The organism is Hymenobacter duratus (assembly GCF_014698995.1).
GTDB lineage: Bacteria > Bacteroidota > Bacteroidia > Cytophagales > Hymenobacteraceae > Hymenobacter > Hymenobacter duratus.
Window position 1 is genome coordinate 895,057 of sequence record NZ_JACWZZ010000002.1, and the last position, 26,710, is coordinate 921,766.

The window sequence follows — 26,710 nt, forward strand, 5'->3', positions numbered from 1 at the left end:
GTAGGGCGCGCTTAGCTAAACAGGGCCAAAAAATTCTCCTTATTGGACAGCACCGAATAGCGCTCCACAATGGTGCGGCGGGCGGCGGCTCCCTGCGTGGCCCGCAGGTCCTGGCTGGCCAGCAGCCGGCGCAGGGCAGCATCCCACTGCTCCGGCGTATCGCAGACGAAGCCATTGATGCCTTCCTGCACCACTTCTGTGTTCATGCCAACCGGCGACACCAGCGCCGGCATACCCAGCGACATATACTGCAGGGCCTTGAACGCGCACTTTCCGCGAGCCCACGGGTCATCTACCAACGGCATCAGCCCCAAATGAAACTGGCTCAGATCAGCTATTTCCGTGTCTTTGCGCCAGGGCGTGTAGGTGAGGTTCTTCAGCCCTTTGTAGTCCGGCGGCTGATTGGAGATGACGCGGAACTCGAAGTCATAGCCTTCACGCTCCAGCCGCTCCAGCACCGGCCACACCAGATCCAGGTGGCGCAGCGTGGTATGCGTGCCGGTCCAGCCGATGATGGGGCGCTCGGGCGTGTACTGGTCGCGGATGCGGTTGTGCAGGTGTTCGGTGTCGAGGGTGGTTGGGTTTATCAACGAGTTGGGGTTGAACTGCAGGGCATAATCGCGCAGATACGAATTGCCGCAACTCACCTTATACGCCCACCGGCAAATTTGCCCTACTTTCTGCTGCCACTTCAGTCCGCTGATGAACGTCTGCTCGCCAGCCGGGTCTTTCATCCAGATGGCATCGTCAAAGTCGTAGATTATCTTCTTGCCCAACACTTTGGCGATAATCCACTCAAATACCGGCGGCCCAATGGGCGAGGCTTCGCGGTGAATGAACACGTAGTCGTAGGACGGCACGGTAAAGAGCAGGAAAAAACGCCGTACAAATCCGGCGAGGATGCCCAGTACCTTTGCCAGCGTATGGCCTGGCTTATAGAGAATGGCCCAAGTATCGTCTGAAAGAAAAGGGGCCAGCTTGTACGACCAGCCCTTTTCCGTCAGAAAATGCAGGTATTGCTCGAAGCGGAAGCGTTGGGAGGGTGCCTTACCGGAAGGGTAAGGAATCAAAAACAGAATGCGCATAGGAAGAAATAAGGCGGACCAGCGACAGGCTATCGGCCCGGCTACTGCTGATAGAAAGCCAGCACTTCGCGCACGATACGCTGCTGCTCGGTTTCGTCCAGTTCCACATACAAAGGTAGCCGAACCAGACAATCCGCGTATCGGTCGGCTCGGGGAAGCGCACGGCCGTCATGGCGAGCAGCGTAATAAGGGCTGCGGTGCAACGGCTGATAATGAAAGATGGCCGCTATTCCTCGCGCTTTTAGGTGCATTATCAAGGCCGTGCGCTCCGGTAACGAACGGCATACGAGATAATATAGGTGGCCGTTATTGGTGGCGTATGACGGCAGCATGGGCAACTCTACTCCCAGCGCTGCCAACGGTTGCAGCGCCGTATGGTAATGCTGCCAGATGGCGCACCGCTGCGCCTGAATAAACTCCAACGCCTCCAGCTGCGCCCACAGAAACGCCGCATTAATGTCAGCTGGCAGAAAAGATGATCCAACATCCACCCAACTATATTTGTCAACCTCACCTCGAAAGAAGGCCGCCCGGTTGGTGCCCTTCTCCCGCAGGATTTCGGCCCGGCTTACCAGCAACGCGTCGTTGATGGCGAGCAAACCACCTTCGCCACCAGCTGTAACGTTCTTGGTTTCGTGGAAGGAAAAAGCACCCAGTGCGCCTAGTGTGCCCAGCGGCTGGTCTTGGTAGTAGCTATTGATGGCCTGCGCAGCATCCTCCACCACCGCGAGGTGATGCTGCTCGGCTACTGCTAGCACAGTTGCCATGTCGCAGGCGGTACCGGCGTAGTGCACCGGCACGATGGCGCGGGTGCGCGGCGTGACCAGCGCCGCCAGCGCCGCGGTATCCAACGCCGGAGAATCGGGAGCACAGTCAACGAAGACCAGATTCGCCCCGCGCAGCGCAAAGGCATTGGCCGTCGAAGAAAACGTGAAGCTGGGCAGCAGCACCTCGTCGCCGGGCTGAATGTCGAGCAGTAGTGCCGCCAGTTCCAGCGCATCGGTGCAGGAGGTGGTGAGCAGCGCGCGGGCCGAACCAAGGTGCTGCTCGAACCACGCTTCGCAGCGTCGAGTGTAGGCTCCGTCGCCAGAAATCTTGCCGGAACGCACTGCTTCTTCGATGTAGCGGGTTTCGGTTCCGACGAAGTACGGCTTATTGAACGGGAGCATGGCGGAAGATGGCGCGAGCTACAAAGCTAGCAGAATGCCTCCTGCTTTGATTTTGGAATCTACTGCGTAGCCTGAGCCTTGGCTTGCTGCGTGCAACTACCGCAGCCGCCGGGCTGGCACGCCTACATAAGTCCCCGGCTCCGGCAAGTTGTTGATGACTACGGTACCGCCGCCAGTGCGCACATCGGCCCCCAGCTTCAGCGAATCAATAACCGTGGTGCCAATGCCCAGAAAGCACCGAACGCCTACCTGCACCCGGCCCGCCAGCCGCACGCTTGGCGCCAGCAGCGTATGCGCTCCAATGTGGGTATCGTGTGCCACAATGCAACCCGTATACAGCAATACGTTGGCATCCAGCCGCACATTCAAATCAAGGACGCAGCCGGGTGAGATGAATACGCCCGGCCCCAGCACTACACTGGAATCGACGTAGGCGCTGGCATGCACGAACCGTCCGAAAGGCAGCCCGGCTGCTTGTAGCTGCTCGAATAGCTGTTGGCGCCGCCCCATATGTTGATAGCCAACGCCCAGCAGCAGCTCATCGAAAACACCTGAGGCATATGCCTGAGCAGCGGCCGTTGTAGTCCCCAGCACCGTTCCGCCGGCTGCAGCGCCTACAGGCAGGGTATCATCGAAAAACCCCACGACCCTCTTGCCCTGCTGCCGCAGATGCTGCGCCAGTTGCTGGCCCAAGGCTCCGGCCCCGATTATAGCAACACGTGAATCAACTGCAGGCATGTGAAAGGCTAATCCAGGGTTTCCGCTTCCACAAAATTGGGGCGCCGGGTGGTTTTCAGGTTGATTCGGTGAATATACTCGCCCAGAATACCCATGCCTAGCAGCAGCAGACCTACCCCAAACCCAATGGCAATAATCAGGGACGCAAAGCCAGGCAGCAGATCATTGTAGACCAACTTACGCGCCAGAATATAGCCCGAATACAATGTAGTGAGCATAAACACGACTACGGACGCATAGGAGAGCATCCGAACCGGCGCATCAGAAAACGTGATGAAGATATTGAGCGAATGGCGCAGCAGCTTGCGGGCCGTGTAGGCACTTTGCCCCGCCGCCCGCGGCCCGTGCGACACTGGCACGCTGCCAACATGGGCCGTTACCCACATCAGGTAGCCATCCAGAAACGTATAGGAGTTGCGCATTTCCAGACAATGCCGCGCCACACCGGCCTTCAGCAGCCGGAAAGGGGAATAGTCCGGATGCAGATCGGGAATGCCGTAGCGCAGCAGCTTCCGCATCAGCCAGGACGCCAAGTTGCGTGGCCCGGAGTGCCGACGCGCCTCGTAGCAGCCGTACACCACATCAAAATCGGCTTCCTGCTGGCGCCGGATAAGCAGCGCAATATCTGCGGGTGCATGCTGCAGGTCTTCGTCAAGTGTGATAAAAAACCGACCACGCGCATGCCTAAAGCCACACAGCAGCGCATTGTGCTGCCCAAAGTTGCGGGCCAGCCGCACCGCCCGTACCACACCGGACCCAAGTTCCTGCCGTAGTTCCTGAATCACGCGCCACGAGTTGTCCGGGCCATAGTCGTGCACAAAAATCAACTCGAACGAGTACCCTTCCGTCTGGAAAAACTGCCGCAGCTGCTGCGCCAACGGCCCAAGCGTGGCCTGCCCCTGGTACACAGGCACTACTACCGAGTAGTCAGGTATCATAAGGCGGCTGGTTGATTGGGGAAGGAAAGCATAAAGCGGGAGGCATCCGGGCCCGTATTCAGCAAGAGGTCCAGCACGCTCACCTGATGCTCAAACGGGCCATGCAACTGGGGGTATCCGGGGTATCCTTCGTAGCTCATCCAGGTCAGGCCGATGCCCGCCTGGGCAAACTGGTCGGGTTCAAGATACGCTCTTGCCGCCGGACCAGACACATACTCAGTGCCGCCAACGGCCTGTACCAGCTCCACCAGCCGCCGGGTCCGGTCACCGGTTACCTGAAAGTCGGCGGCGGCATGCAGACGCGTATCAATTCCCAGCATGGCATTCAGGGTGCGAATGAAGCGCTGGTTTATCTGGCTCAAAAACTCAGAGTTTGGGCCGCAGTACAGCTCCTCCAGCTGGCTTCGGTAATGCTCAAAGTAAGTGGCGCGCGAGTAGTTCTGCGCTATCGTGCGCCAATGGCGCGTACCCCAGCCAGCATCGTACACCCGCGTTTCACTGATTTTCTGGGCCAGCCGTTCCTGCCGCACCGGAATGGTAAGCCACTGCACGCCGTGCGCCGTTTTGATGCGGTTGCGGTTGCGCCAGTCGTTTTTGGTGTACTGCACCTCATCATAAAAGATGAAGTCATCGACGCTGTTCAGTAAATCAAAGTAGCCTTTCCAGGGTATGTAGTTCGACTGCAGGATGGCTACGCGCCTAGTACATGGGGCTGCCACTTCGCTGTATGTGCCGCCGCTCACAGAGGTCAGCCTTTCACGCGCTCCAATGCAGCCCGCAACGCCGACTTCAGATTTTTCAGCATCCCGCCAGCACCTTCCGTGTTGACATATACTGTATTGTGCTCACTCGTAATTTCGGTTTCCGGCCGCGTAGCAGTATAGTAGTAGGTAGCCAACGACTTGCGCGTCAGGTCAGCAGGCGTTGCAAGCGGCTTCGGATGGCCGTGAAAGGAAATTTCGTTGGTTTCGAAAATGACGCAACGATTGAATACAGGTGCAATGGCAGCCAACTGTTCCTTTTTGCTCATGTCCCACAGCTCCAGATACCCGTTGTAATCAGGCTGCCAGTCGTGGTTCATGTACACAATAACGTTCAGGCGGCGGTGATGCTTGGTGGTACGATGATAGTTGAAATCGACATGCACATCCAAAAAAGCGCCCGTAATAGATTGGTGCAGCCCTCCTCCAAACAATTCCTCATCACTGATCAACGCCGGAATGCCCGTAATCTGCTCCAGTATATTCAGAAACCGAGCCCCGTTCAGCTCTGCAAAAACCTGGCGCAGTAGCTGCTGGTCTTCGCCAAACTGAGTGCAGGCAAACTTATTCTGCTGGTTGATATACGTAGTACCATCCCACTCACCGCGCGTGACTGGTGGGTAAGCTGCCAATATCTGTTCTGCTGGCTCCGCATGAAAAAAGCCATCATATATCAGATAATGGAATGGGTGCTCCGGTGTATTCCACTGCTGCTGCAATTGAAGCATAGCAGCCTCCAACCGTTCAAAATCAATCAGTTGCTGTGCCATATGCTTGCTCACTATGCTTTGTTTTGGACAGACTGCGCTCTTCGTCTACTCAATAATACTCACTAGCGCATACTATTCGCTGCCTTTTGTGTCGAAAAAGGCCGCATAGGCTTGGCGCGCCCGCTCCAGAGAACGGTAATGCACGGCCAGCTGGCTGGTTTTCTGCCGGTAGTCGGGTTGCAGCAAAATAGAGGCAACCCGCTGTATAGCCGCCGGAATACTGGCTGGCTGCAGCACGTTGAAAATAGCACCGCCGCCTTCCTGCTTGATGATGTCACTGTCGTCGCCTACTCCTTCCGTCAGAACTACCGGCAAGCCACTGGCCCAGTATTCACCTACCTTAATCGGGGAGCAGAACTTCCGGCAGTCAGCCGGCTTAATGGGAGCAAAAGCAAAATCAGCGGCGGAGAGGTAGCCCGGCACCTCATGATGCGGCGCTTTGGTCACGAAGCTCCGGGTGTCATCCAGCCCTACTGCTGCCAGCCGGTCCCTCACCTCCTCCAGCGGATTTGGCGTGAGTACTATAAGACGGAATGCCTCCCCAAAATGCTTGGCAGCTGCCTCAAAAAGCTCATAGGCTTCCTGATCATAGTATATGTCGCCGAACTTCCCGACGTAGATACCGACCACCGCCTCTTCAGGGAAACCCAGGCTGTTTCTTACCTGCGCCCGAAGGTCGGCATCGAAGCCGAAGTCAGCCAGATTCACGGAGCAGGGCACCGTTACGATGCGGCTGGCCGGAACGCCTTCCTGGATGAGTTGGCGACGATAGTTTTCCGCTACAGGCATCAGGCCCAGGGCCAGCTCCTTCTGTTTCTTTTCCCAGTACCGCTGAAACAGGTAGCGCGGGTCAAACCGCTGCCATACGCCGGACTCCAGCATGTAGTCGGCATGGGGCTCGAAAGACTCGACGTAGAATGGCAGCTTGATTTGTTTCCATACCAAGTACGCCAAGGCTCCGGCCGGCGCACCACGCGCCAGCAGAAAGTCGCTCCGATGCTCGGCGGCCAGCTGTATCAGCTGCTTGGGGAAGCGGAGAAAATCATCAGTTTTCGTAACCAGCACATTACGTCCCGGCTCCGAAACCAACGGTGCATAGGTTATTTTACTGGCTTCGAATGAAGGCTGGAATGCGGGAGCCGAACCGTTGCGCTCAATGGTTACGAGTAGAATACTCTCCACGTCGGGGCGCTGCTGCAGAATCCGTAGGTGCGGAAATACAGTTGATATCGTCAGCGGGTCGTCCAGTCCCCAATAACTCAAAAATAGAATGCGCATGCGAGCAGAAATAATATCAGGAGCAAGGACGGAGATTAAGAATCAGGCGCGGATTTTTTTTATCCATTCCACGACCTGCAGCCCAATCAGGCAGCGAACCAGCAGAACTGCTGCCTGCTTACCGGGCAGATGAGGAGCCGCCCGCCGCGCAAACTGCAATGCCTGGCTTCTGTGCTTATCGGCGTAGGCATGAATGGCACAAAGGTAATACACCCGGCCCGTGAGCACCTGCTGCTGCGGCGGCGTCAGCTTCACACGGGCCAGCATCCAGTCCAAGGCCAGCTGCAGCTTACGTACCAGGGCCGTATTGTCGGAGCGCATGGAGCGGGTGTCGTGGTCGTTCATGGTGAGCGTCACGGCATCCACGATATATACCCGATCCTGCTGCATATTTTCCAGCATAAACATCCAGTCCTCGACGGCCGCATAGCGGCGGTCTTCCTCGAAGGGCTTTAGGCCGGGGTTCTCGCGCCGCACACAAATGTTACAGGCCAGCGCGTTGCCGCGCACGAAGAAGTCGAGCCCGTACCAGCCTTCGGCCAGACTGGCCATATCACTGTCGGCCCGCACTCCGTCCCGGTCGAAGTCGTACTTCGTCGCAATGAAGTTGGGCTTCAGCTCCTGAATTTTCGCGTGCAGCGTAGCCAGGTGCGCCGGGTGGAACAGGTCGTCGGAGTCCAGAAAGATGACGTACTCACCTTGGGCGCGCGCCAAGCCGTAGTTGCGCGCGGTGCCTCGCTCCCCGTTGGTTTTGGGCAAATACTGGATGCGGGAATCCACAACTGCTGCCACAACCTGCCGCGTATTGTCCGTGCTGCCGTCATCGACTACCAGCACTTCCCATTGCGTGAATTCCTGACTGAGTACAGACCGCAGCGTGGCCTCGATGAAGCTGGCCCGGTTGTAGGTGGGAACCACGATGCTGAAGAAAGGAGTATTCGCCATAGTGTGTTTCAGCTATTTAACCCACAGGGAGCTTTCTGTGAATGCAGGGGTACTTACTCAGCGACTCGCGCCCAGGCTAAGGTTTCGCAGGCCCGGAGTTAGGACAGCAACTGCTCCAGAACCAACCGGCTGCCTTTCAGGAGTAGCAGCGTAGCTCCAACAATCAGAATGGTTCGGAGCGCAATACGCAGCACGGGCAGCTTCAGCAATGCCAGCACCTGCAGATCAATCAGGAAAGTAGCCAGCAGGCTACCCAGGCCAAAGAGTAGCAGGGCCAAGTTAAGGTCGTGGTAATACAGCCCGATGCCTAACCCAAGGCCGCGAGCAACCAGCAGGAAAATATTGCTGTACAGGATATAGCGCTGCTTGTTCATCACCGTATAAATCGGTGAGGTAGCCTGCGACATCAGTTTGAACACGTAGTAGTAGCCCAGATAGCCGGTATACACGCCGGCCATTTCCCAGCGGGCGCCAAATACAAACTTGAACAGCACATCACCATAGACCGTGATAACGCCGAAAGGTATCAGCCCTAAATACAGGAGCTTGTAATACAGGCTCAGCGTGATTGTCGGCAGCCGTTCGGGCTCGTTATTGTAGGTTTCGGTGGCCTTTTGCCAGAACACCGGCAGAATGGCGCTGCCAATCAGGTTGATAGGAATTTCCAGCAACCCCACCGAAAAAGAGTACAAGCCAACCGATGTCGAACCGAAACCGGTAGTCAGCGCAAAAATCGGCAGCTGCGTGGACAGGACGCTGATAAAGCTGGCTGGCAGGAAGTAAAACGGAAACTCCCGGTACTCTACCGCTACGTCCTTTACCCGCTGCCACGAAAACGTCCGCCACAGCATGCCGAAGGAATGCCTCAACGAGCCCGCCATCAGACTAACCGTACTGGTCAGGCGGTTGAACATTTCGCCCAGCAGCAGGCCCACCACGTTGCCGCCTACCAGCAGGCCGTAGCCTATCGTGAAGCCCCGGCCGGCTATGGCCGTCGTCAAGTCCACGGTAGTGCGCTTGACGAACTGCTTATCGCGCATGTACCAGCCACTCATGATGTTATTCAGGTTGAACAGCAGCAGAATGACGGGCAGGGTGTAGAACCAGTTGCCGAGGGCCTCCACTTTCAGATAGTGTAGGATAGCGGGACCACCTACCAGCAGCCCTCCGGCCAGCAGCAGGCACGTGCCGAAAGACAGCACCACTGTCAGCTGCACCAGACTAATAAACTTCTCCTGCGTTTTGGGTTGCAGAAAAGCCGCCGTGTACGTGAGCGTGGCTATCATGCTCAGGTTGCTGGCCAAAGAATTGAATACGGCAAACTGCCCGTAGGCGGCCGGCAGGTAAATGCGCGACATCACCGGCGTCAGCAGAAACCCGATGGCCGTTACTGCGGCGGAACCCGACAGGGTTACGGCAAAATTCTGCGCAAACGACCCTTTCCGGAGCAGAGGTCGGAGTAGTTGCTGAAGGTGTTGTTTCAAAGAGATACGGAAAATGCGAAGTGCTTAAGGGGTAAATACCTTGGTAATATCCGGCCGGCGATAAATAAACTGGATAGGGCGAGTGGCGTTGTGCGCAGCCAGGAAAGAGTCGCAGACTCGGAAAGCCGCTTCCACCGGGTCTTCGCCCGCCACCGGAACGTAATCCGTGGCGAAGCGTTCCGGGTCTTGATATTGGTTCCAGCCCATGCGCTCAAACAGCGCCCGTTTGGCGGGCCTGATCGGGCGCTTGGCCGCTTCTACTGTCTCGCGCAGGACCGACCCGAGGCTCCGCGGCGGCGGCGTGGGCATGAAGAAGTTATATATCCGGTTGTACTCGCGCGTGCGCTTTTCAACGCTCATGCGGTTGAAGTTGCCGTTGGGGTTGCTGATGTGCATGCTCAGCACCGCAGTGCACCAAGCAATATTCACGTTGAGGCTGGTGATGCGGTAGATGAACTCTAGGTCCACAAGCACGACACCCGTGTAGAAAAAGCCGGTCAGCGGCAGCACGGAGCGCCGAATAAGAAGCGGCAACCCAATCATCCAGAATGGCACCTTGTGGTCCAGCCACCGCTGATAATCCTTAGCGGGGTCTTCCTTCACGCGGGCGAAGGTCATGTCTTCTGACTGCAAGGCGGCGTTGTAGCCCATTACCACATCCACTTCCGGGTGTTCGGTCATGAAATCCACTGCTTGCCGGATGGCCGGGTAATAAAACGCGTCGTCGTCGGTAATGAACTTGATGACTTCCCCGCGGGCCATGAACATGCACTTATTAAAGCCGTGGGCCTCCCCTTTGTCGCGCTCCGAAATAAACTGCTGAATCTTGCCCGCTTCGTGGAGCTGCTGCAGATACTCGGGCGTGCCGTCGTTGCTGCCGCCATCGGCCACCACAATTTCTTCATCAGGCTGACGGGCAGCCACCAACCGTTCCAATACGTGGCGCAGATACGGGAGTTTGTTGTACGTGGTTAGGACGTATGAAATGCGGTATTCTGACATAAGGCAGGTGGGCACGGGGTAAAAGCTGAACGAAAAGACGGTCCGTAGTCTTATGCGCCATTAAGGCAGACCGGCTGCTAGGCGACTCCGCACACCTCACTGACCACTTGCTCCACGAGAACAGGGTCAACGGTTATGTCGGCGTAGTTGTGCTCCACGTTGAGTGGGGAGCCCAGCTTGGAAGGTATCAAGGCATACTGCACCCCAATGCTACTGGCCATGGAGAGGTAGCTGGGGTTGATGTAAGTTTCACTCAGCATTTCAACCGCATACGTTCCCGGGGTCATGAACAGTACATTGGTCATGTTAGCCCCATGTATGCCGATGAAAACAGCTGCTTCGTACATAGTGCGCACCTGTTCGGCAAAGCTCATTTCTTCGAAATACACGGTTTCAAAGCTGTATCGCTCCAATACCTGCAAAACCGCTGGCTCATTGGTGAGGTGGCGCCACTGCTGCCGGTTGCGGGAAACGTAAATCCGGCGTGTTGCTTTTTTCTCCGGCCGCAAATCGTTGCTGAAATGCTGCATTACGGCCTCGCGCACTTCCCGCACCAGCGAGGGCACCATGTAGCCGTGGCGGCCCGGCCGCACGGGCATCCACAGGTCCGAGACATGGACCAGTTCGCCCGGTGCAATGGTATAGGTACGCTGAAAGCCCAGTGCCCGCACCGTATGCATGATATACTCCGGGGGCGTAGGCCCGGGCAGCAGCACTACGCAGTCTGGCTGCAGCTTGCGCAGAAGCGCTAGACGCGGTAGGACCTCAGCTATCCAATGAAAATAATTTCCCGACCAACTGTCGAAAGCCAGGCCTACCGGCCCCGTAGCCAGTTCCGGTACTGGCCGCTGCTTGAACTGGCGCAGCAGGAAAAGACCGGCAAACTCCAGCTCCATATGAGGCTGCGGCAGGCTGGGCACAAACACTCGGGTGTGCTTGACCACCGTACCGTGCCAGGCAACGTTGACGTTGCGCAGCCGGTAGATAGCTTGCCGGAAGTTGGGCCTTACCTCGTCAAACACCTCTTGGTAGGTACGGGTAAATTCGGCAGGAACCATTGCCGTATTCACGGGAGCCGGGCACACGGCATCCGCTGGAACGGGCGCTATTTCGTGTATCTCAGCCGGCAATGGGCTGCTCACAGACTGCCCTAGCCTGCCTAAGAAACGGTCGACAACCCGCTTAGCCCGCTGGTATGCGCTGGGACGAGGGCGAGGGGGAGTAGCCATGGCACACGATGTAAAAAATTATCCGCGTCCGGCGACTCGCCGGACGCGGATGTCTGAAAGAAATGCAGCAACAGCAGCAAGCATTATCCGTCAGGCTACTCGTGGTAGTTGAAGATTTTGTGGCCGCCCTGTTTGAGGTATGCGTCGCGCTTGAACAGGTGCAAATCTGCCTGCATCATGTCTTTCACCAGTGCTGGCAGGTCGTAGGTAGGCGTCCAGCCCAGCTTTTGCTGCGACTTAGTTGGGTCACCGATCAGCAATTCTACTTCCGTCGGCCGGAAATACTGCGCATCCACTTCCACTACCACAGTGCCTTCCGGTACTTGGTATTCCGGGTTGGTGCAACGCACAACGCGGGCTTTTTCCTCAGCGCCTTCGCCTTCAAAAGCCAGCTCGATGCCAACCTCCTCAAACGACATTTTCACGAAGTCACGGACAGTGGTTGTAACACCAGTTGCAATAACGAAGTCCTCCGGCTCGTCCTGCTGCAGGATGCGCCACATAGCATCCACGTAGTCCTTGGCATGGCCCCAGTCGCGCTTGGCGTCCAGGTTGCCGAGGTAGATTTTCTGCTGCAGGCCCATGGCTATACGCGCCGTGCCACGCGTGATTTTTCGAGTCACAAACGTTTCGCCCCGGAGCGGGCTTTCGTGATTGAACAGGATACCGTTGCAGGCAAACATGCCGTAGGCTTCACGGTAGTTCACCGTAATCCAGTAGCCGTAGAGCTTGGCCACGGCGTAGGGTGAGCGGGGGTAGAAAGGCGTAGTTTCCGACTGCGGCACGGCCTGCACCAAACCATAGAGTTCTGAAGTGCTGGCCTGGTAGATGCGCGTTTTCTTGGTAAGGCCCAGAATCCTGACGGCTTCCAGAATGCGGAGCGTCCCGATGCCGTCGGCGTTTGCCGTATATTCCGGTGTGTCGAAAGAAACCTTTACGTGTGACATGGCCCCCAGATTGTAAATCTCGTCGGGCTGTACTTCCTGAATGATGCGGATCAGGTTGGTGGAATCTGACAAGTCGCCGTAGTGCAGCTTAAAACGCACGTTTTTCTCATGCGGATCCTGGTACAGGTGGTCGATACGGTCGGTATTGAACAGCGAAGAGCGGCGCTTGATGCCGTGCACCATGTAGCCTTTTTCCAGCAATAGTTCAGCGAGGTAGGCACCGTCCTGCCCGGTAATACCAGTCACTAAGGCTACTTTCATATGCGAAGTTGTTGAGGTAGATGTTTTTAGAAGAGCTATGTTGAAGGTCACCCGTACGACAGCATTTGTTTGCACGAAGTCGCAAAAGTACGCACTGCTGATTTGGCAAACAATTTCTTACTTGAACAAATCCGGTAGCGGGCGGTTTGAAGCCGCTCTATCTGACTACTCCGTCAGCAGGCAAGTTCTAGGCATGGTTCGGGCGCTGGTAGAGGCACGTAGCGACTATAGCACCTTGGTTACTTCCGAGCTACGGGCCAGAAATTTCGTAGGGTGGTGGGCGTTATAGGAAGCCATGAAGCCATCAGCCACCTCAAATGCCCGGCCGATGGCCTCTTCGGGTGCAGTGCCAGGTGCTAAGGCGGGCCCGGTGTACCCAGTTGGCAGGGCTTTGTTGCCTTGGTATTGCTCCCGGTTCAGCACATCAAATACTTTACGCTTGACAGGGCGTAGCGGTGCTTTCAGCATTTCGCTCCAGCCTGACTTGTAGCGCACAAAGTCGCGGAAGCTGTTGCTGATGGTTTTATCATAGTAGAAGCGCATCCGGTCTGCTTCCAAGTCGCTAGCGCTTCGGCCTTTTCCCTGGTTCATAACCCGGAAATTGCTCTGCGGATTCTCGATGCGGGTGCTGAGCATGGCGGTGCTCCAGGCCAGGTTCACATTCAGGCTGGTGATGCGGTAGGTAAATTCCGTATCGACCTGTACAACTCCCGTGTGGAATAGCCCCGTCAGGGCCAGCGAGGTGCGCCGGATTAGCAGCGGCAGGCCAATCATCCAGACAACTTCTTTGTGTTCCAGCCAACGGCGAAAGTTGTCGGCCACGTCGTCGTAAAGCGTAGCCTGGCCCAGGTTTTCCAGGTGAATAAGGCCGGTGTTGCCCGACAGTACATCTACTTCCGGGTGAGTCAGCATAAACTGCTTGGCTTCGCGGATGGCCGGGTAGCAGAAGGCATCGTCATCGGTGATGAGTTTGATTAGTTCTCCGCGGGCCATCAGCATGCACTTGTTAAAACCGTGAGCCTCCCCTTTGTCGCGCTCCGAAACGAACTGCTGAATCAAACCCGCTTCGTGGAGTTGACGCAGATATTCGGGCGTACCGTCCTTACTGCCGCCGTCGGCCACCACAATTTCCTCGTCGGGTTGGCGGGCAGCTATCAGCCGCTCCAGCACCTGCTTAAGGTAAGGAAGCTTATTGTAAGTCGTCAGGACGTAGGACAGCGCGTAATCAGCCATGGTACTCGGGATTGAAAACAAAAAAACGCCCGGCTGGGCTCTTCCAGACCGGGTAGCAACTAGTAACCCAGCTTTTTCGCGTACTCCAGCATTTTCTCGCGGGGTCGTATCTTAATCGGGCGGGCGGGCACGCCCACGTACACCGTCCAGGGCTCCGTATCCTTGGTGACCAGCGAGCAGGCTCCTACCACGCTGCCTTCGCCAATGGTCACGTTAGGCATAATCACCACATTGGTGCCGATACCCGAAAACCGGGCACACCGAATTATGCCAAATTCCACCGTATCCCGGTATTCTTCCGGCGCCGTTACGCTGGTAAAGCCCTCCCCCATGAACTGGTCGGAGCCGCAGATCAGGCGGCTGCCGGCGGCAATGGTCACGAAATCCTCGACAATCAGAGTGCTCTGGGCACCACCGATAATGGTGAGATAGGGCGAAAGGTGCGTGTAGTCGCCTATCTGGGCGGCAGTGGTCAGGTACACTCCCGAGTCAATGGCGACGTGGCTCCCGACCGTGACCAAGTGCGGGCGCCGTATTTCTACGCTGCTGCTGATGAATACATCTTCGCCGCAGCTCTTCAGAAGCGAAGTGTCGTATTGTCCGGATTTCAACGGGGTGTACTGATCAGCCATTTGGCAGTTACTAAGGGCAAAAAGAAAGGCAACAATTACTTTGAGAAGCAGGCGCGTTATCTGGCGGGAAACTCGGTGCTGCTACCAGACAACGCGCCTGCTTCTTCTCCTGCCGCTGCTTCATTTCAAGATGGAGCGAAACAGCTTTATGCCAACTCGCCACACCATATCCTGTCCATCATGCCGCAGACCACCGCGCTTTCCATTTGGGCGGCATTCCTATCTGAGTGGTGCCCGAAATAGGGAGGACTTACGGGGTTCTGGCTACTACGTAAGACTAGTAGCCCAGTTTCTTGGCGTACTCAATCATGTTTTCGCGGGGCCGCACCTTAACCGGGCGAGCGGGCACGCCCACATACACCGTCCAAGGCTCCGTATCCTTGGTGACCAGTGAGCAGGCTCCCACTACGCTGCCTTCGCCAAGCGTAACGCCGGGCATAACCACCACATTGGTGCCGATGCTGGCAAACTTCTCGAACGTGACCGGCGCAAACGTGATGATGTCGTGGTACTCCTCCGGTACGGTCGGGCCAACCAACCCGTGGCCCATGTGCGCGTCACTGCCACAGATAACCCGGCATCCGGCCGCCATGGAAGAAAAATGCGCCATTGACACCAGGCCCTGGGCTCCGCCTATAATTGTGCTGTAAGGTGCTATGTGAATATAGTCGCCGATGGAAGCAGCAGTTGTCAAGTAAAAGCCTGTGTCGATGGCAACATGGCTTCCGACCGATACCAGAGCCGGGCGCCTGATTTCCACGTTCGCGCTGATGAATACATCATCCCCGCAGTTTTTCAGCAACGTTTTATCGTATTGCGCCGAACCTACTTCTGATGTCGCTGCCATTCTTAGAGGAGTTAGTACGGGAATACGGATTCGTAGTAAGCAATGGTATTGGCAATGCCTTGCTCGAAATCGGTGAATTTAAAATCGGGAAACACCCGCCGGAAGCGGGTGTCGTCCATCACCTTCTTAGGCGCACCGTCGGGCTTGCTGTGGTCCCACACGACCTTGCCCTGATAGTCAAATTTCGACTGAATAATGTCTACCAGCTCCTTCACGCTCAAGCCATCGTTCTGAGCCACATTCAGCGGTTGCTCTAGCCCGGCCCGGTCGGGTATCAGCATAATTTCCCACAGCAAGCGGGCAAAGTCGCGGGCATAGAGCCATTCTCGTACGGCAACACCCGTACCCCAGATGGGCAGCTCGGTCTGCTTTATCTTTTCGGCTTTCACGAATTTCGACACCAGCGCATTCAGCGCGTGCGCCTTGTTAGGGTCGGTAGAATCATACGGCCCGTACATGTTCGGGGTCAGCAGGTTTATGCTACGGACGGCGTACTGCATTTGAAAGCTCTCGGCTACCGTCCAGAGCAGACGGCGGGTGGAGCCATAGGCCAGCACTGAGCGGTGAATGTGCCCATTCCACCACTCGTCCTCGCGGTAGGATTCGGCAGCGCCCGGATAGGCACAGTTTGCCAGCGGGTTGATGACAATTGCCTGTGGGCAGGCCGCTGCCACGGCTTCGTACATGCCCATTATCATGCGGGTGTTGTCAGCAATAACCGTCGCGGCCTGTTCGGTCACGTAGTTCAGGCTCCCCACGTGGGCCGCACAGTTCACAACAAACCGCGGCCGGTGCTGTGCCAGAAATTCCGTTACCTGCTTAGTGTCGCGCAGGTCGAGGCCGGTGCTCCGCGAAGCTTGTACCGGCTCCACTCCGTTTTCACGCAGCACTTCTACCACGTTGCTACCCACGAAGCCATTGGCTCCAAATACAACTACTTTCATCTTGCCTGTCATCTTACCAGCCCTTCTTGATTGTGTTGATGATGTATTCTACCTGCTCGGGCGTGAGGGCATCGTGCAGCGGTACGTGAATCTGGGTTTCGTCGAAGCGACGTTGGTTCACCAGCTCTTCGCGCTTGCCCCCAAAGAGCGTGTTTTTGTCGATGCCGTCGTGAATGACCGAGCTGGCAATTCCGGCTGCTTTCAGGGCGCGGATAAACTCCAGCCGGTTGTCGACGTGAAAGCCAAATAGCCAGTGGGCGCTTTCCCGGTCGTTTTGGTGGTTGAAGAGCGTGACACCGGCCACTCCCCACAGGCCCTCCTCGTACTGGCGCACCAGCTGCCGGCGGAAGCGCATGCGCTCCTGAAACTCTTCGAGGTTAGCAAGGCCCAGGGCAGCGGCATAGTCGCTCATATGGTACTTATAGCCTACGTCGGTCAGGTCATATACCCGCTCGCCAATTTCGGAAACCGGGGAATGCGCCCGGTCAATTCCGAACCAGCGCCGACGGAATATCTGCTGTGCCACGGCCGGGTCGGTGCAGCACAAGGCCCCCCCGTCGCCAGTGGTCAGGTGCTTAATGGCCTGAAAAGAGAAGCAGGTATAATCGGAGATGGACCCAATAGCGCGCCCCTTGTACGTAGCTCCTGGTGCGTGGGCTGCGTCCTCAATCACAACCAAGTTGTGCTTGCGGGCCAGGGCATGAATTTCGTCCAGGTCGCAGGGGTAGCCGCCCCAATGAACGGCCATAATGGCTTTGGTACGACTGGTGATTTTGCCTTCAATAGAAGCCGGATCGATGTTGCCGTTATCGTACTGGATATCGGCAAACACAGGCACGCCGCCCTCCTGCACAATGGCAATGGCTGAAGCAATAAAGGTCTGAGGGGCCAGAATAACCTCGTCGCCGGGGCCAATGCCAGCTACCGCCATGGCCAAGTGCAGGGCACTGGTGCCGCTGTTGAGCGCGGCCGGATGAGCCATGCCCAGCTCCGAAGCCAGCCGGGCTTCAAACTCTCTTACTAGCTTGCCTTCGCTCAGAAAGGTGGTGGTCAGCACTTCCGCCACCCGAGCCTGAGCCGAAGGATGCACAAACGTGTTGAAGATTGGAATAGCAGCTGCGAAAGTGGGAGTGGCCATGTGAGAAAAGGCAAAAAAAGAAAAGTCAGTCAGGAGCAAAGAAACAATGCTGCCTCCCTTACGAACTTAGGGCGTTTGGGTTAGAACCTCGGCCATAATTCGAGCATTATGCTCAGTAGAAAGCAGTTGCATAGCCGGGCCTTTCAAAAAGGCCTCACCAGCGTCCAAATATCGGGCATACTCTTCGTACCTCATGCCTTTGAGGTAACGATACAGTTCTTCGTGGCTCCGAAAATCGCTCCGATTGATATAACATTCGGCCGGCACCAGCCGGCTCGCATCCGGATGCCCCAGATAGATAGGCACACATGCGGCGGCCAACGCATCAAACAGTTTTTCGGTCAGATAGCCAGGAGTGTCGCCGGTATTCTCGTACGAGATGGGGAAACGGTAGTGCCGCAACACTTCCAGTTTTTGATTTGGCGGGGCACTGCCGCGGCTCACCCGGTCAAATACTTTTTTCCGGCGCTGGGCCAGCAGGTGCAGCGCATAGCTGGGCAGCACTTTGCCCAGCAAACCGGCACCTCGGAAACTGGTGTACGTTTTGGGGGATATACCGCGGCTGTACAGGTCAAACTCCTCCGGATGATTGTCTGAGAACCATTTCAGTGTCTGGTACCGCTCGTATAGCAACGAGCCTGACCCCTGCGGCGGCTTTACCACCGCAAAGGCAGCCGCCATCAGCACGCACAGCTTGCGAGCCGAAAACTCCTCTAAGGACGGCCGCTGGTAGACCGGGAAATCTTCAAAATCAATGGCGAAGTAGTACTGAAAGTACCGCGCGTTGTCCACGAGGGTGTGGTCGTAGGTGAGGACCCGGTCGAAGGGCGCATGGTTTTCCGCCAGCCAGTTGGCCGGATAGTACGTAGCCGGTTCGCTTAGAACCAGATACAATTTCTGCCCGGGCCGGGTCCGGACGAAATGCTGAAACTGTATGGGCTGGTCCAGGCAGATAATCAGGTCAGAGTCCTGAGGCGGGTGAATGTCCTGCGTGGCCAGCTGAATGCCCTGCTCAGCCAATACTTCACGCAGTGCAGCAAACAAATAACTATCTCGCTTCATGCCGTTTATCGGCTCATCGGAAAAGATTTTATTTCCGAGTAGGGCAGCGTCGTGATGAACGTATAGAGTAGCTTTCAAATGAGAGGATTGGGGGAAATAGAGTGGATAGAAATGAACCTACTGAAATACTGGAACGCTACAGGTTCTTACCAGTGCCGTGCAAGAAATCCTGGTAGACGGTGCGCAGCCCTTGTTCGAGCGGGATGGTGGCTTTCCAGCCCAAGGCCGTCAGCTTGCTGACATCCATCAGCTTACGGGGCGTTCCGTCGGGCATCGTCGTATCAAACTGAATCCGGCCCTCATACCCTACCACGTCCCGAATGAGCGTAGCCAGTTCCTGAATAGCAACGTCCTCGCCCGTTCCCACGTTGATGTGGCCCGGCTCGTTGTAGTGCTGCAACAGAAACAGACACGCTTCGGCCAGATCATCTACGTGCATAAACTCCCGCCGTGGCCGACCCGAGCCCCATACTTGCACCTCCGGCAATTGTTGCTGCTGGGCCTCATGAAACTTACGCAGCAGAGCCGGCAACACATGCGAATTATGGAGGTCGTAGTTGTCGTTGGGCCCGTACAGATTAGTTGGCATGGCCGAAATGAAGTTATCCCCGTACTGTGCCCGGTACGCGTCACACATCTTCACGCCCGCTATTTTGGCCAGCGCGTAAGGCTCATTCGTCGGTTCGAGCAGCCCTGTAAGCAGCGCGTCTTCTCGTAAGGGCTGCGCTGCCAGCTTGGGATAGATACACGAAGACCCCAGAAATAGCAGCTTTGCAACTCCGTGCACGTGACTCTGATGAATCACGTTGTTCTGAATCATCAGGTTGCTGTACATGAAATCCGCCCGGTAGGTATTGTTGGCATGAATGCCGCCCACCATAGCTGCTGCCAGAACTACATACTCCGGTTTTTCCACTGCAAAGAAAGCTTCAACCGCCGTCTGATTCCGTAGGTCCAACTCGGCGGAAGTGCGCACTACCAGGTTGGTGTAGCCTGCACGCTCCAACCGGCGTACCATAGCTGAGCCGACCATACCTCGATGACCAGCAACGTAAATTTTGGCGTTCAATTCCATAGAAAGAAACAAGGAATACTTTATCTGATAAGAACAGTTCTTCAGGCAAGCAAAGCTAGCGCATTTTGGCCACTGTATCGCCGAAAAACACGAACAAGTGCCCTCAGTAGCGTTTTTTGGATTCTCTCTTCACTACATAAGCCGTTGCTCTCGCTAGCAAAGCCTGGTAGCGCCACTCATTTCCGGCCGGATCGTTTAACCAAGCCTATTATCTTTCCTCGGGCGGTTAGCGACCCGCCAGCACTTCGATACTCTTGCGCATCTTTAGCAACCTTTTCACTTTTCTTCATATAGCACCATGTACCACAACCTGCTCTGTCAGACAAGCACATCGGGTGTATTGACTATCACCATCCATCGGCCGGCGAAGCTCAATGCGTTGAACAACGACACCGTATCTGAGCTGCAGACCTGCGTAGCCGCCGCGCTTGCTGATACTGCCGTGCGGGCAATTCTGCTGACCGGCGCCGGTGAGCGGGCCTTTGTGGCGGGCGCTGATATTGCCGAAATTGCGGGACTAACCGCCGCCACCAGCCGCAGATTTGCCGAGCGTGGACAGTCTGTTTATCAACTCCTGGAAAGCTCCCCCAAACCCGTGGTGGCCGCCGTAAACGGCTTTGCCTTGGGTGGCGGCTGCGAGCTGGCTATGGCCTGCCATGTTCGGGTTGCCAGCACGGCCGCCCGCTTTGGGCTGCCAGAAGTCGGGCTGGGTATTATTCCTGGCTACGGAGGCACGCAACGCCTGACACAACTGGTGGGCAAAGGAAAGGCCTTCGAACTGATCCTGACCGGAGACCATGTGCCGGCAGATGAAGCGTTGCGCATTGGCCTAGTTAACCACGTAGTAGCCCCCGACGATTTGTTGCCTTTTTGCCAAGCCATGCTAAGCAGAATGCTGGCCAAGTCATTGGTAGCAGTGGGCCAGGCTATTGCGTCCATCAACAGTTACTACGATGCCTCCTCCGCTGGCTATAGCGCTGAAGCGGAAGCATTTGAGCGCTGCTGCGCCTCACCGGATTTTCAAGAAGGAACTCAAGCCTTTCTGCAGAAGCGTCCGGCCCGGTTCGCGGGCCAGCCGTCCTAAGTTCCGGTTACCGACAAAGCCACGGAAGTGCGGCGGCTTGCTACTCTGGCGGCTATTTTCCGGGACCTGGCACGCTAGCCGGAAAACTATTGCTGTACCGCGGCGGGCGGGCGGTGCAGCAGGCGCCGGGCACCCGTCACCACTATCCAAACGGCTGGCAGCAGCAGCAGAACGTCGCCCTGAAGCAGGTAGCGCATTTCCAGGCTCCGAAAATCGAAGCTGACATAGAAGTAGATAAACAGGAAATACCAAGCAATGGGCCAGAAGTAGGACCGGCGCCAGCCCCCCACCAAACCGGCAATGCCAACCAGCAGCATCAGAGTGCGGTACCCGAACAACATCCGCTGCAGCAGCACCTTCACCCCAGCGCCACCTTGGTGAACCGTGGCACTTTTGAAGAAAGCTTTCCGCAGGTTCGAAAATGGCACAGCTGCTCTATATTCCCAGGGATGCCGTTGTATATAGCTCAGGCGTAACGAATCGAAGCCAGCGGCTATTTGCGAATTGCAATTGCGAAAGCGCTCTGGCAAGACCAGCCGATAGTCGTGGGTGTCGAGGCGGCGCAGATGAAAGCTTCCTCCACAGCGTGCTGCCATGCGCGTAAGAGCATATGCCCGGGCTTCCTCCTGCGGATTGCTGAAAATTTCTGCTGGATATCGTAGCGTCTTGTCGTGCACAAGCCCTTCCACCCAAGTCGTGTTGTCGTTGGTCCAGGCATGTAGCCAGTCGAGATAGGCCTGCATGTCTTCGCGCTGGTTAGGATACCCTGCTGAAGCTGGCTTAACCAATACCAGTTGCCCCTGGCCAACGAGGTTGCGTGCCGGCCACCAGATATATAATACTCCAAAGCCAGTCACCAACCACGCAACACGTTGCCAGCGAGGCAGTAGGCCTGCATGTGGCCACACTAGCACAAACAGCATACTAATGGGTAGCAGAACGCCCATATATGCCCGCACATAAAACGTACAAGCGGCAACCAAACCAATCAGAACATAGAGCCAGCGGTTGCCATTAGCCCGCGTAAGCAGGCTGAGCCAGACAACTGTGCAAAAGGTATTGAGCGTTTCGGTACCTACCACCGTAACCCAGATAATGGCAAACGGATAAGTGGCGTATAGTACTGCAACAAGTATGGCCGGCCACATCTGGCCCGTCCAGCGACGCAACATATTATGCAGCAGGACTATAACCGAGGTATCAAGTATTATCTGGCTGATAGAAAGCGTAGGCAGCGCCCACTGCGGGCCGAACAGGATATAGTGCAGTCCATAAAAGAAAGGGTAGCCCGGCAACCGCCCAAACGAAGCATCTGGGATAAGAGGCTCCAAGGTGTAATGCCCATTATGCCACAGATTCAGAAAGCTGTTGACAAAAGAAAAGGAGTCACCATTCAGATGCTCCTGCCCGGCACCATAATAAACAGTAGCGCCTTTTAATAGAAAAGCCAAACGCAGTAACAGTCCAAGCCCAACTATAGCGGGCAATACATTGCGTCCTGTTAAGCCTGTTTTACTTCGATCCTTCATACACTTGCTTTACAACATAGAGCGGGCGGTTTCTGGCAGCGTCAAGACCGCGCCACACATACTCTCCTATAACTCCCAGCGCTGTCATCTGAAATGCGGACACCAACAGCATCACAACCATCAGCGCGGTCCAGCCTGGTGGCTCTGCCCGGCCGGAGAGTTTCAGGAACATCAGATAGAGGCCATAGAGAAAAGAGCCACCGCCCAACACCAGCCCGGCAACCGAAATTGCGCGGATTGGCAAAAACGAAAAGGAAAGAAACGAATCGATAAAAAGCTTCACCTTTTTTTGGGTCGTCCAGCGGGAGCGGCCCAATTGGCGTTTTCGGCGCACATACGGGATGTTTACGTAGGCGTGCCCCAGCCACGTCATCAGATAGAATACGTTGCTGTTGCGCTCCTGCATCTGGAGCACCTGCTCCCGCACCTGCCTGTCGAAGAGTACGAAATCGAAGCCGCCGGAAGGAATATTGGGCAACGCAAAGCGTTTCATGAGGCTATGAAACAGGTTGGCCATCAGCTTCTGCATTCCTTTTTCCTCTCGGTCCTGCCGGTTGCCGATAACGAGGCGAAACCCCTGTTGCCAGTAGCTGTACATCTGCGCCAGCAGCTCAGGGGGATCTTGCAGGTCGGCTGTGATGATGGCCGTACAGTCGCCGGTGGCATAGGCCATGCCCGCAACTATGGCGTTATAGGATCCGACGTTGCCGGCCAGTTCTACCACCCTGACGCGGTCCGGCGTGCGGGCCTGGGCGGCCAGCAACTCCCGCAGCGTACCGTCGCGCGAGCCATCATCTACCAGCACGTACTCTACCCGCACATCCGCTGGTAGTGTTGCTTCGTTAGCCAGCAATTCGGCCATTGTGACCGGAATGTTGGCCTCGTTGAAGTAACAAGGGATGATAATAGTTAGAATAGGCATGCGGGCAGTGAGGCAAAGAAAGGAGCTAAGTTGGGCCTATTCGAGCAGAAAACCGCGAATAACTTCGCTTACTCGTTTCACCTGCTGCTCCGTCAGCCCGGGCCACAGTGGCAGACTGAGGGCAGTAGCGGCCAGTTCTTCGGCTATTGGGAAGTCGCCGGGGTGGTAGCCCAACGTGGCGTAGGCAGGCTGCATGTGCGGCGGCACGGGGTAGTGAATAAGCGTTCCGATACCCTGCATGGCGAGGTGCTGCTGCAACGCCTCTCTACGGGACGAACGCACTACGTAGAGGTGAAATACGTGCGTCGAATCGTTGGCAGTAACAGGCAATATGAGTTCTGGCACATCAGACAGATAAGCATGGTACCAGCTGGCAATCTGCTGACGCTGCGCAGTCCATTCAGCCAAATACGGCAGCTTAACGCGTAGGACAGCTGCTTGCAACTCATCGAGCCGGGAATTGACGCCGGCTATTTCGTTGTGATATTTCTGCCTGGATCCATAGTTACGCAACAATTGTAGCTGCTGGGCCCATTCCGCAGAATCAGTAGTGACGGCTCCGGCATCACCGAGGGCGCCCAGGTTTTTGCCAGGGTAAAAGCTGGTTGCATTCAGATGCCCAAAGCTGCCCGTAGGCTTCCCTTGCCAGGTAGCGCCATGCGCCTGTGCATTGTCTTCTACCACCCACAGGTTATGGCGCTGGGCAAAGCTAAGAATAGGCCCCATCAGGCAAGCCTGTCCATATAAATGAACCGGCAGAATAGCGCGGGTCCTGGGCGTAAGAGCCGCTGTCAGCAGCGCAGGATTCAGGTTGTAGGTAGAAGCATCGGGCTCAACCGGCACCGGTCGGGCCCCAGTCATTGACACGGCCAGCCAAGTCGCAATGTATGTGTTACTCGGGACCAGCACTTCGTCCCCTTGGCCTATCCCCAGGGTTTTCAGGCTCAAATACAGGGCATCGAGGCCATTTCCTACGCCTACACAGTGTGTGGTACCTGAATAGCAGGCATATTCCGCTTCGAAGCAACGCACAGCATCGCCTAGTATATACCAGTGCGAGTCGTATACTTCCGCAACTGCTGCCAGCACCTGCTCCCGAATAGGATCGTGCTGAGAGCCGAAAGACAGAAAAGGAATGGCAGCAGTGCTCATGAAGTCTGTGTGGAAGAAGTCATTGCCGTAGAATACGACAGTATGTGCGTAGTAGAACCCAGCGCGAAGTTCAGCTTTTCAGCATTGCGAATCACTGCGCCATTCGTGGCCTGTGTGGTCATCAGCACAAAGCTGGCCCCTCGCTCCCGGGCCCGATATACTGTTTCGCTCACAAGGCGCCGGTGCCATCCTCGGTTGGCGGGGCCTACTGCTGTCAGCACAACACGTGACAGGCCTACTCCCAGGGCAGCGGCGTCCTGACCTAAGTCACTGACAGCTAAGAAGGAATCAATTGGCACCGAGGGCTCATCGGGAACCAGTACAGCGTCGCAATATCCTTCAGTCGCCGCTGCTCCATAGCGCGCCAGGAACGCATCAGCCCGCTCCGTCCCAAACCATGGGTCTGCATGAAACCGATCATAGTCATTGCGGGCAGCGGCGGCAATCTGCCCAACACCCACGGCTTCCGCTGGCTGAGCCAGCCGCACTGCATAGCGTGGTTCCTCAAAATCAGCCAGTTGGCCTCTGTAGTAGTGCAGCCGGGTTTCATTCCAGCGCCAGCCAGCCTGCGTAAGCCCCTGCAACAACCGGATATCTTCAGCCGGAACTTCCACAAAGCAGTAAGCTGGCCCTTGCAGTGTCAAATGCGTCTGAAAGCGCTGCAGTACCTCTTTTAAGCGGTCAAGCGAATCAGTAGTTGCGAACAGGGCCGTGAATAGCCGGTAAGTAGGCACCCCAAAGAAGGCTGTATCCCAAGGTAGCAGCTCATATAGTACCTGTATGTCTTCGCTTTCAAAAACCTTTTCCTGTTGCTTTTCCCCAAACCGAATGGCCCGGCCTGCGCCAAACTTTTCGTACTGGTATTGCTCGGGCAAGCTTTTCAGAAAGTGATATGGAGAGTGGAATCGGAGGATTTTCGACCTTGACTCAGCCAGTCCGGTGTCTATCATCGAGTGCGCCATACGTTCCGGAACTGCTCATAGTCTCGGATGTAATCTGCCTCATCGTATGCCGTAGAAGTGAGTACCAACTGAACGGCTGTATGTGAGTACTGCATTGTATGCCACACGTTTGGCGGAACGTAGAGGCCGGTATCAGGGCTTTCTAACCGAAAAGTATCCAGCGTGCCATCGGCCTGCTCCGTCGTTACGATGATGCGGCCTGCCAGGGCTACCAGCACCTGCTCCGTACGATAATGCGCATGCCGCCCCCGCACAATACTTTCCGGGGTGAAGTATGTCCAGAACGTGCGGGCAATGGCAAATGGCAAATGGGTCAGCGACTCCACTACCGTGATATACCCAATGTCAGGGGCCCCCAACCGGGAAAAAGGCAGTAAGTAAGGTGCAGGGTACGCAGGTTGGGAATCAGGCAGAATAGTCATCGGAGCTACATGAGCGGGAGAGACAATTGTAGAAGGAGTAACCTGAAAGCGAAAAGCCGCTTCCGGTAGGGTGAAGATAGTGCAGAATCTATCTTCACCCTACCAGAAGCGGCTTTTCGCTTACTGCTAAGCTAGCGTTGCACGTGTTTCTGGAAGTACTCCAGCGTGCGGCGCAGGCCCTCGGCACGGTCTACTTTCGGCTCCCAGCCCAGGATTTCCTGCGCTTTGGTGATATCCGGACGGCGCTTCATAGGGTCGTTTTCGGGCAGCGGACGGTAGTCGGGCTTAAATTCCACGCCGGTCAGGCGCGCTATTTCTTCGCCAAACTCTTTAATGGTGATTTCCGACGGGTTGCCAATGTTAACCGGCATGTGGTAGTCGCTGAGCAACAGACGATAGATACCATCTACTAGGTCATCCACGTAGCAGAAGGAACGCGTCTGCGAACCGTCGCCGAATACCGTGAGGGCCTCACCACGCAGTGCCTGCGACAGGAATGCCGGCAGTACACGGCCGTCGTCGAGGCGCATCCGGGGGCCGTAGGTATTGAAGATGCGCACAATGCGCGTTTCCAGCCCGTGGTGGTTGTGGTAGGCCATCGTAATGGCTTCCTGGAACCGTTTGGCCTCGTCGTAGCAGCCACGCGGGCCAACGGGGTTCACGTTGCCGAAATACTCTTCTACCTGCGGATGAATTTCCGGGTCACCGTATACTTCCGAGGTGCTGGCAATCAGCAGGCGGGCATTTTTCACGCGGGCCAGGCCCAGCAGATTATGCGTACCCAGCGAGCCTACTTTCAGGGTCTGAATCGGAATCTTGAGGTAGTCGATGGGCGAGGCCGGCGAGGCGAAGTGCAGGATGTAATCGAGCTTACCAGGCACGAAAACAAACTTCGACACATCGTGGTGATGGAACTCGAAATCTTCGCGGGCAAACAGGTGCTCAATGTTCTGCAGGTCGCCGGTGATGAGGTTGTCCATGGCAATGACATGGTAGCCCTCCTTGAGGAACCGCTCACACAGATGTGACCCCAAAAAGCCGGCGCCACCGGTGATGAGTACACGTTTCTTATCAGACATAGTAGGTTGTTTTAGCAGTTGG

Annotated in this window: 27 protein-coding genes; 2 read left to right on the forward strand and 25 right to left on the reverse strand. The window is 56.2% G+C overall.

Annotated elements, in window-relative coordinates; all coding sequences use genetic code 11:
* Window positions 1-11 precede the first annotated feature (11 nt).
* The 14 genes from IC231_RS11755 to IC231_RS11820 all read right to left on the reverse strand — a co-directional run bounded on the left by IC231_RS11755 (window position 12) and on the right by IC231_RS11820 (window position 14,472).
* Window positions 12-1,085, reverse strand: coding sequence for a glycosyltransferase (locus tag IC231_RS11755; protein ID WP_190784684.1), 1,074 nt, complete (start codon window positions 1,083-1,085; stop codon window positions 12-14).
* A gap of 41 nt (window positions 1,086-1,126) precedes the next feature.
* Window positions 1,127-2,254, reverse strand: a complete 1,128-nt coding sequence (gene rffA / locus IC231_RS11760) for a dTDP-4-amino-4,6-dideoxygalactose transaminase (protein WP_190784685.1) — start codon at window positions 2,252-2,254, stop codon at window positions 1,127-1,129.
* Between the two features lie 96 nt (window positions 2,255-2,350).
* A complete protein-coding gene (locus IC231_RS11765) occupies window positions 2,351-2,992 on the reverse strand; it encodes a NeuD/PglB/VioB family sugar acetyltransferase (protein WP_190784686.1) in 642 nt (213 codons plus the stop codon).
* Window positions 2,993-3,000: 8 nt separating this feature from the next.
* Window positions 3,001-3,930 carry a glycosyltransferase family 2 protein gene (locus tag IC231_RS11770; RefSeq protein ID WP_190784687.1) on the reverse strand — a complete coding sequence of 310 codons (930 nt, stop codon included), beginning with the start codon at window positions 3,928-3,930 and terminating at the stop codon, window positions 3,001-3,003.
* Complete coding sequence (locus IC231_RS11775; protein WP_190784688.1) at window positions 3,927-4,649, reverse strand: WbqC family protein; 723 nt, start codon at window positions 4,647-4,649, stop codon at window positions 3,927-3,929. Before IC231_RS11775 ends, IC231_RS11770 begins: the two co-directional genes overlap by 4 nt.
* Window positions 4,650-4,678: 29 nt before the next feature.
* On the reverse strand, window positions 4,679-5,461 hold the full coding sequence (locus IC231_RS11780; RefSeq protein WP_190784689.1) for a 2OG-Fe(II) oxygenase: 783 nt from the start codon (window positions 5,459-5,461) through the stop codon (window positions 4,679-4,681).
* Window positions 5,462-5,533: 72 nt separating this feature from the next.
* Window positions 5,534-6,739, reverse strand: a complete 1,206-nt coding sequence (locus IC231_RS11785) for a glycosyltransferase (RefSeq protein WP_190784690.1) — start codon at window positions 6,737-6,739, stop codon at window positions 5,534-5,536.
* Window positions 6,740-6,781: 42 nt separating this feature from the next.
* The gene (locus tag IC231_RS11790; RefSeq protein ID WP_190784691.1) at window positions 6,782-7,684 is read right to left on the reverse strand and encodes a glycosyltransferase family 2 protein; all 903 of its coding nucleotides are present in this window, start codon (window positions 7,682-7,684) and stop codon (window positions 6,782-6,784) included.
* 98 nt (window positions 7,685-7,782) lie between these two features.
* Window positions 7,783-9,168 (reverse strand): lipopolysaccharide biosynthesis protein, encoded by a 1,386-nt coding sequence (locus IC231_RS11795; protein ID WP_190784692.1) that lies wholly within the window; start codon window positions 9,166-9,168, stop codon window positions 7,783-7,785.
* A 24-nt stretch (window positions 9,169-9,192) separates the two neighbouring features.
* Window positions 9,193-10,185, reverse strand: a complete 993-nt coding sequence (locus IC231_RS11800; RefSeq protein ID WP_190784693.1) for a glycosyltransferase — start codon at window positions 10,183-10,185, stop codon at window positions 9,193-9,195.
* Between the two features lie 62 nt (window positions 10,186-10,247).
* Window positions 10,248-11,228, reverse strand: coding sequence for a glycosyltransferase family 61 protein (locus tag IC231_RS11805; RefSeq protein WP_190784694.1), 981 nt, complete (start codon window positions 11,226-11,228; stop codon window positions 10,248-10,250).
* Between the two features lie 266 nt (window positions 11,229-11,494).
* Window positions 11,495-12,607 carry a GDP-mannose 4,6-dehydratase gene (gmd, locus tag IC231_RS11810; RefSeq protein WP_190784695.1) on the reverse strand — a complete coding sequence of 371 codons (1,113 nt, stop codon included), beginning with the start codon at window positions 12,605-12,607 and terminating at the stop codon, window positions 11,495-11,497.
* A 225-nt stretch (window positions 12,608-12,832) separates the two neighbouring features.
* Window positions 12,833-13,840, reverse strand: a complete 1,008-nt coding sequence (locus IC231_RS11815; protein ID WP_190784696.1) for a glycosyltransferase family A protein — start codon at window positions 13,838-13,840, stop codon at window positions 12,833-12,835.
* Between the two features lie 59 nt (window positions 13,841-13,899).
* On the reverse strand, window positions 13,900-14,472 hold the full coding sequence (locus IC231_RS11820; RefSeq protein ID WP_190784697.1) for an acyltransferase: 573 nt from the start codon (window positions 14,470-14,472) through the stop codon (window positions 13,900-13,902).
* Between IC231_RS11820 and IC231_RS11825 the strand changes: the two genes are divergently transcribed.
* Window positions 14,473-14,715: a hypothetical protein gene (locus tag IC231_RS11825; RefSeq protein ID WP_190784698.1), complete on the forward strand. Its 243-nt coding sequence runs from the start codon at window positions 14,473-14,475 to the stop codon at window positions 14,713-14,715.
* A gap of 34 nt (window positions 14,716-14,749) precedes the next feature.
* Here IC231_RS11825 and IC231_RS11830 read toward each other — a convergent pair whose 3' ends face one another.
* From IC231_RS11830 to fcl, 5 genes are all read right to left on the reverse strand, one after another.
* On the reverse strand, window positions 14,750-15,319 hold the full coding sequence (locus IC231_RS11830) for an acyltransferase (protein WP_190784699.1): 570 nt from the start codon (window positions 15,317-15,319) through the stop codon (window positions 14,750-14,752).
* Between the two features lie 11 nt (window positions 15,320-15,330).
* Window positions 15,331-16,263: an NAD-dependent epimerase/dehydratase family protein gene (locus IC231_RS11835; RefSeq protein ID WP_190784700.1), complete on the reverse strand. Its 933-nt coding sequence runs from the start codon at window positions 16,261-16,263 to the stop codon at window positions 15,331-15,333.
* A 13-nt stretch (window positions 16,264-16,276) separates the two neighbouring features.
* Window positions 16,277-17,401, reverse strand: a complete 1,125-nt coding sequence (locus tag IC231_RS11840; protein WP_190784701.1) for a DegT/DnrJ/EryC1/StrS family aminotransferase — start codon at window positions 17,399-17,401, stop codon at window positions 16,277-16,279.
* Window positions 17,402-17,467: 66 nt separating this feature from the next.
* Window positions 17,468-18,463 carry a glycosyltransferase family 10 domain-containing protein gene (locus tag IC231_RS11845; RefSeq protein WP_190784702.1) on the reverse strand — a complete coding sequence of 332 codons (996 nt, stop codon included), beginning with the start codon at window positions 18,461-18,463 and terminating at the stop codon, window positions 17,468-17,470.
* Window positions 18,464-18,599: 136 nt separating this feature from the next.
* A complete protein-coding gene (gene fcl, locus IC231_RS11850; RefSeq protein WP_190784703.1) occupies window positions 18,600-19,538 on the reverse strand; it encodes a GDP-L-fucose synthase in 939 nt (312 codons plus the stop codon).
* Between the two features lie 298 nt (window positions 19,539-19,836).
* Here fcl and IC231_RS11855 point away from each other — a divergent pair, with 298 nt between their 5' ends.
* On the forward strand, window positions 19,837-20,622 hold the full coding sequence (locus tag IC231_RS11855) for an enoyl-CoA hydratase/isomerase family protein (protein WP_190784704.1): 786 nt from the start codon (window positions 19,837-19,839) through the stop codon (window positions 20,620-20,622).
* Window positions 20,623-20,708: 86 nt separating this feature from the next.
* On the opposite strand, the gene IC231_RS11860 is transcribed toward IC231_RS11855, so the two are convergent.
* The 6 genes from IC231_RS11860 to IC231_RS11885 form a co-directional block, all read right to left on the reverse strand.
* Window positions 20,709-22,073, reverse strand: coding sequence for a glycosyltransferase family protein (locus IC231_RS11860; protein ID WP_190784705.1), 1,365 nt, complete (start codon window positions 22,071-22,073; stop codon window positions 20,709-20,711).
* 61 nt (window positions 22,074-22,134) lie between these two features.
* Window positions 22,135-23,073, reverse strand: a complete 939-nt coding sequence (locus IC231_RS11865; protein WP_190784706.1) for a glycosyltransferase family 2 protein — start codon at window positions 23,071-23,073, stop codon at window positions 22,135-22,137.
* Between the two features lie 36 nt (window positions 23,074-23,109).
* A complete protein-coding gene (locus IC231_RS11870) occupies window positions 23,110-24,225 on the reverse strand; it encodes a DegT/DnrJ/EryC1/StrS family aminotransferase (RefSeq protein WP_190784707.1) in 1,116 nt (371 codons plus the stop codon).
* Window positions 24,222-24,839: a GNAT family protein gene (locus tag IC231_RS11875; protein WP_190784708.1), complete on the reverse strand. Its 618-nt coding sequence runs from the start codon at window positions 24,837-24,839 to the stop codon at window positions 24,222-24,224. The genes IC231_RS11870 and IC231_RS11875 overlap by 4 nt, the downstream gene beginning before the upstream one ends.
* Before the next feature lie 332 nt (window positions 24,840-25,171).
* Window positions 25,172-25,609 (reverse strand): sugar 3,4-ketoisomerase, encoded by a 438-nt coding sequence (locus IC231_RS11880; RefSeq protein WP_190784709.1) that lies wholly within the window; start codon window positions 25,607-25,609, stop codon window positions 25,172-25,174.
* 131 nt (window positions 25,610-25,740) lie between these two features.
* A complete protein-coding gene (locus tag IC231_RS11885) occupies window positions 25,741-26,688 on the reverse strand; it encodes a UDP-glucuronic acid decarboxylase family protein (RefSeq protein ID WP_190784710.1) in 948 nt (315 codons plus the stop codon).
* Between the last annotated feature and the right edge of the window lie 22 nt (window positions 26,689-26,710).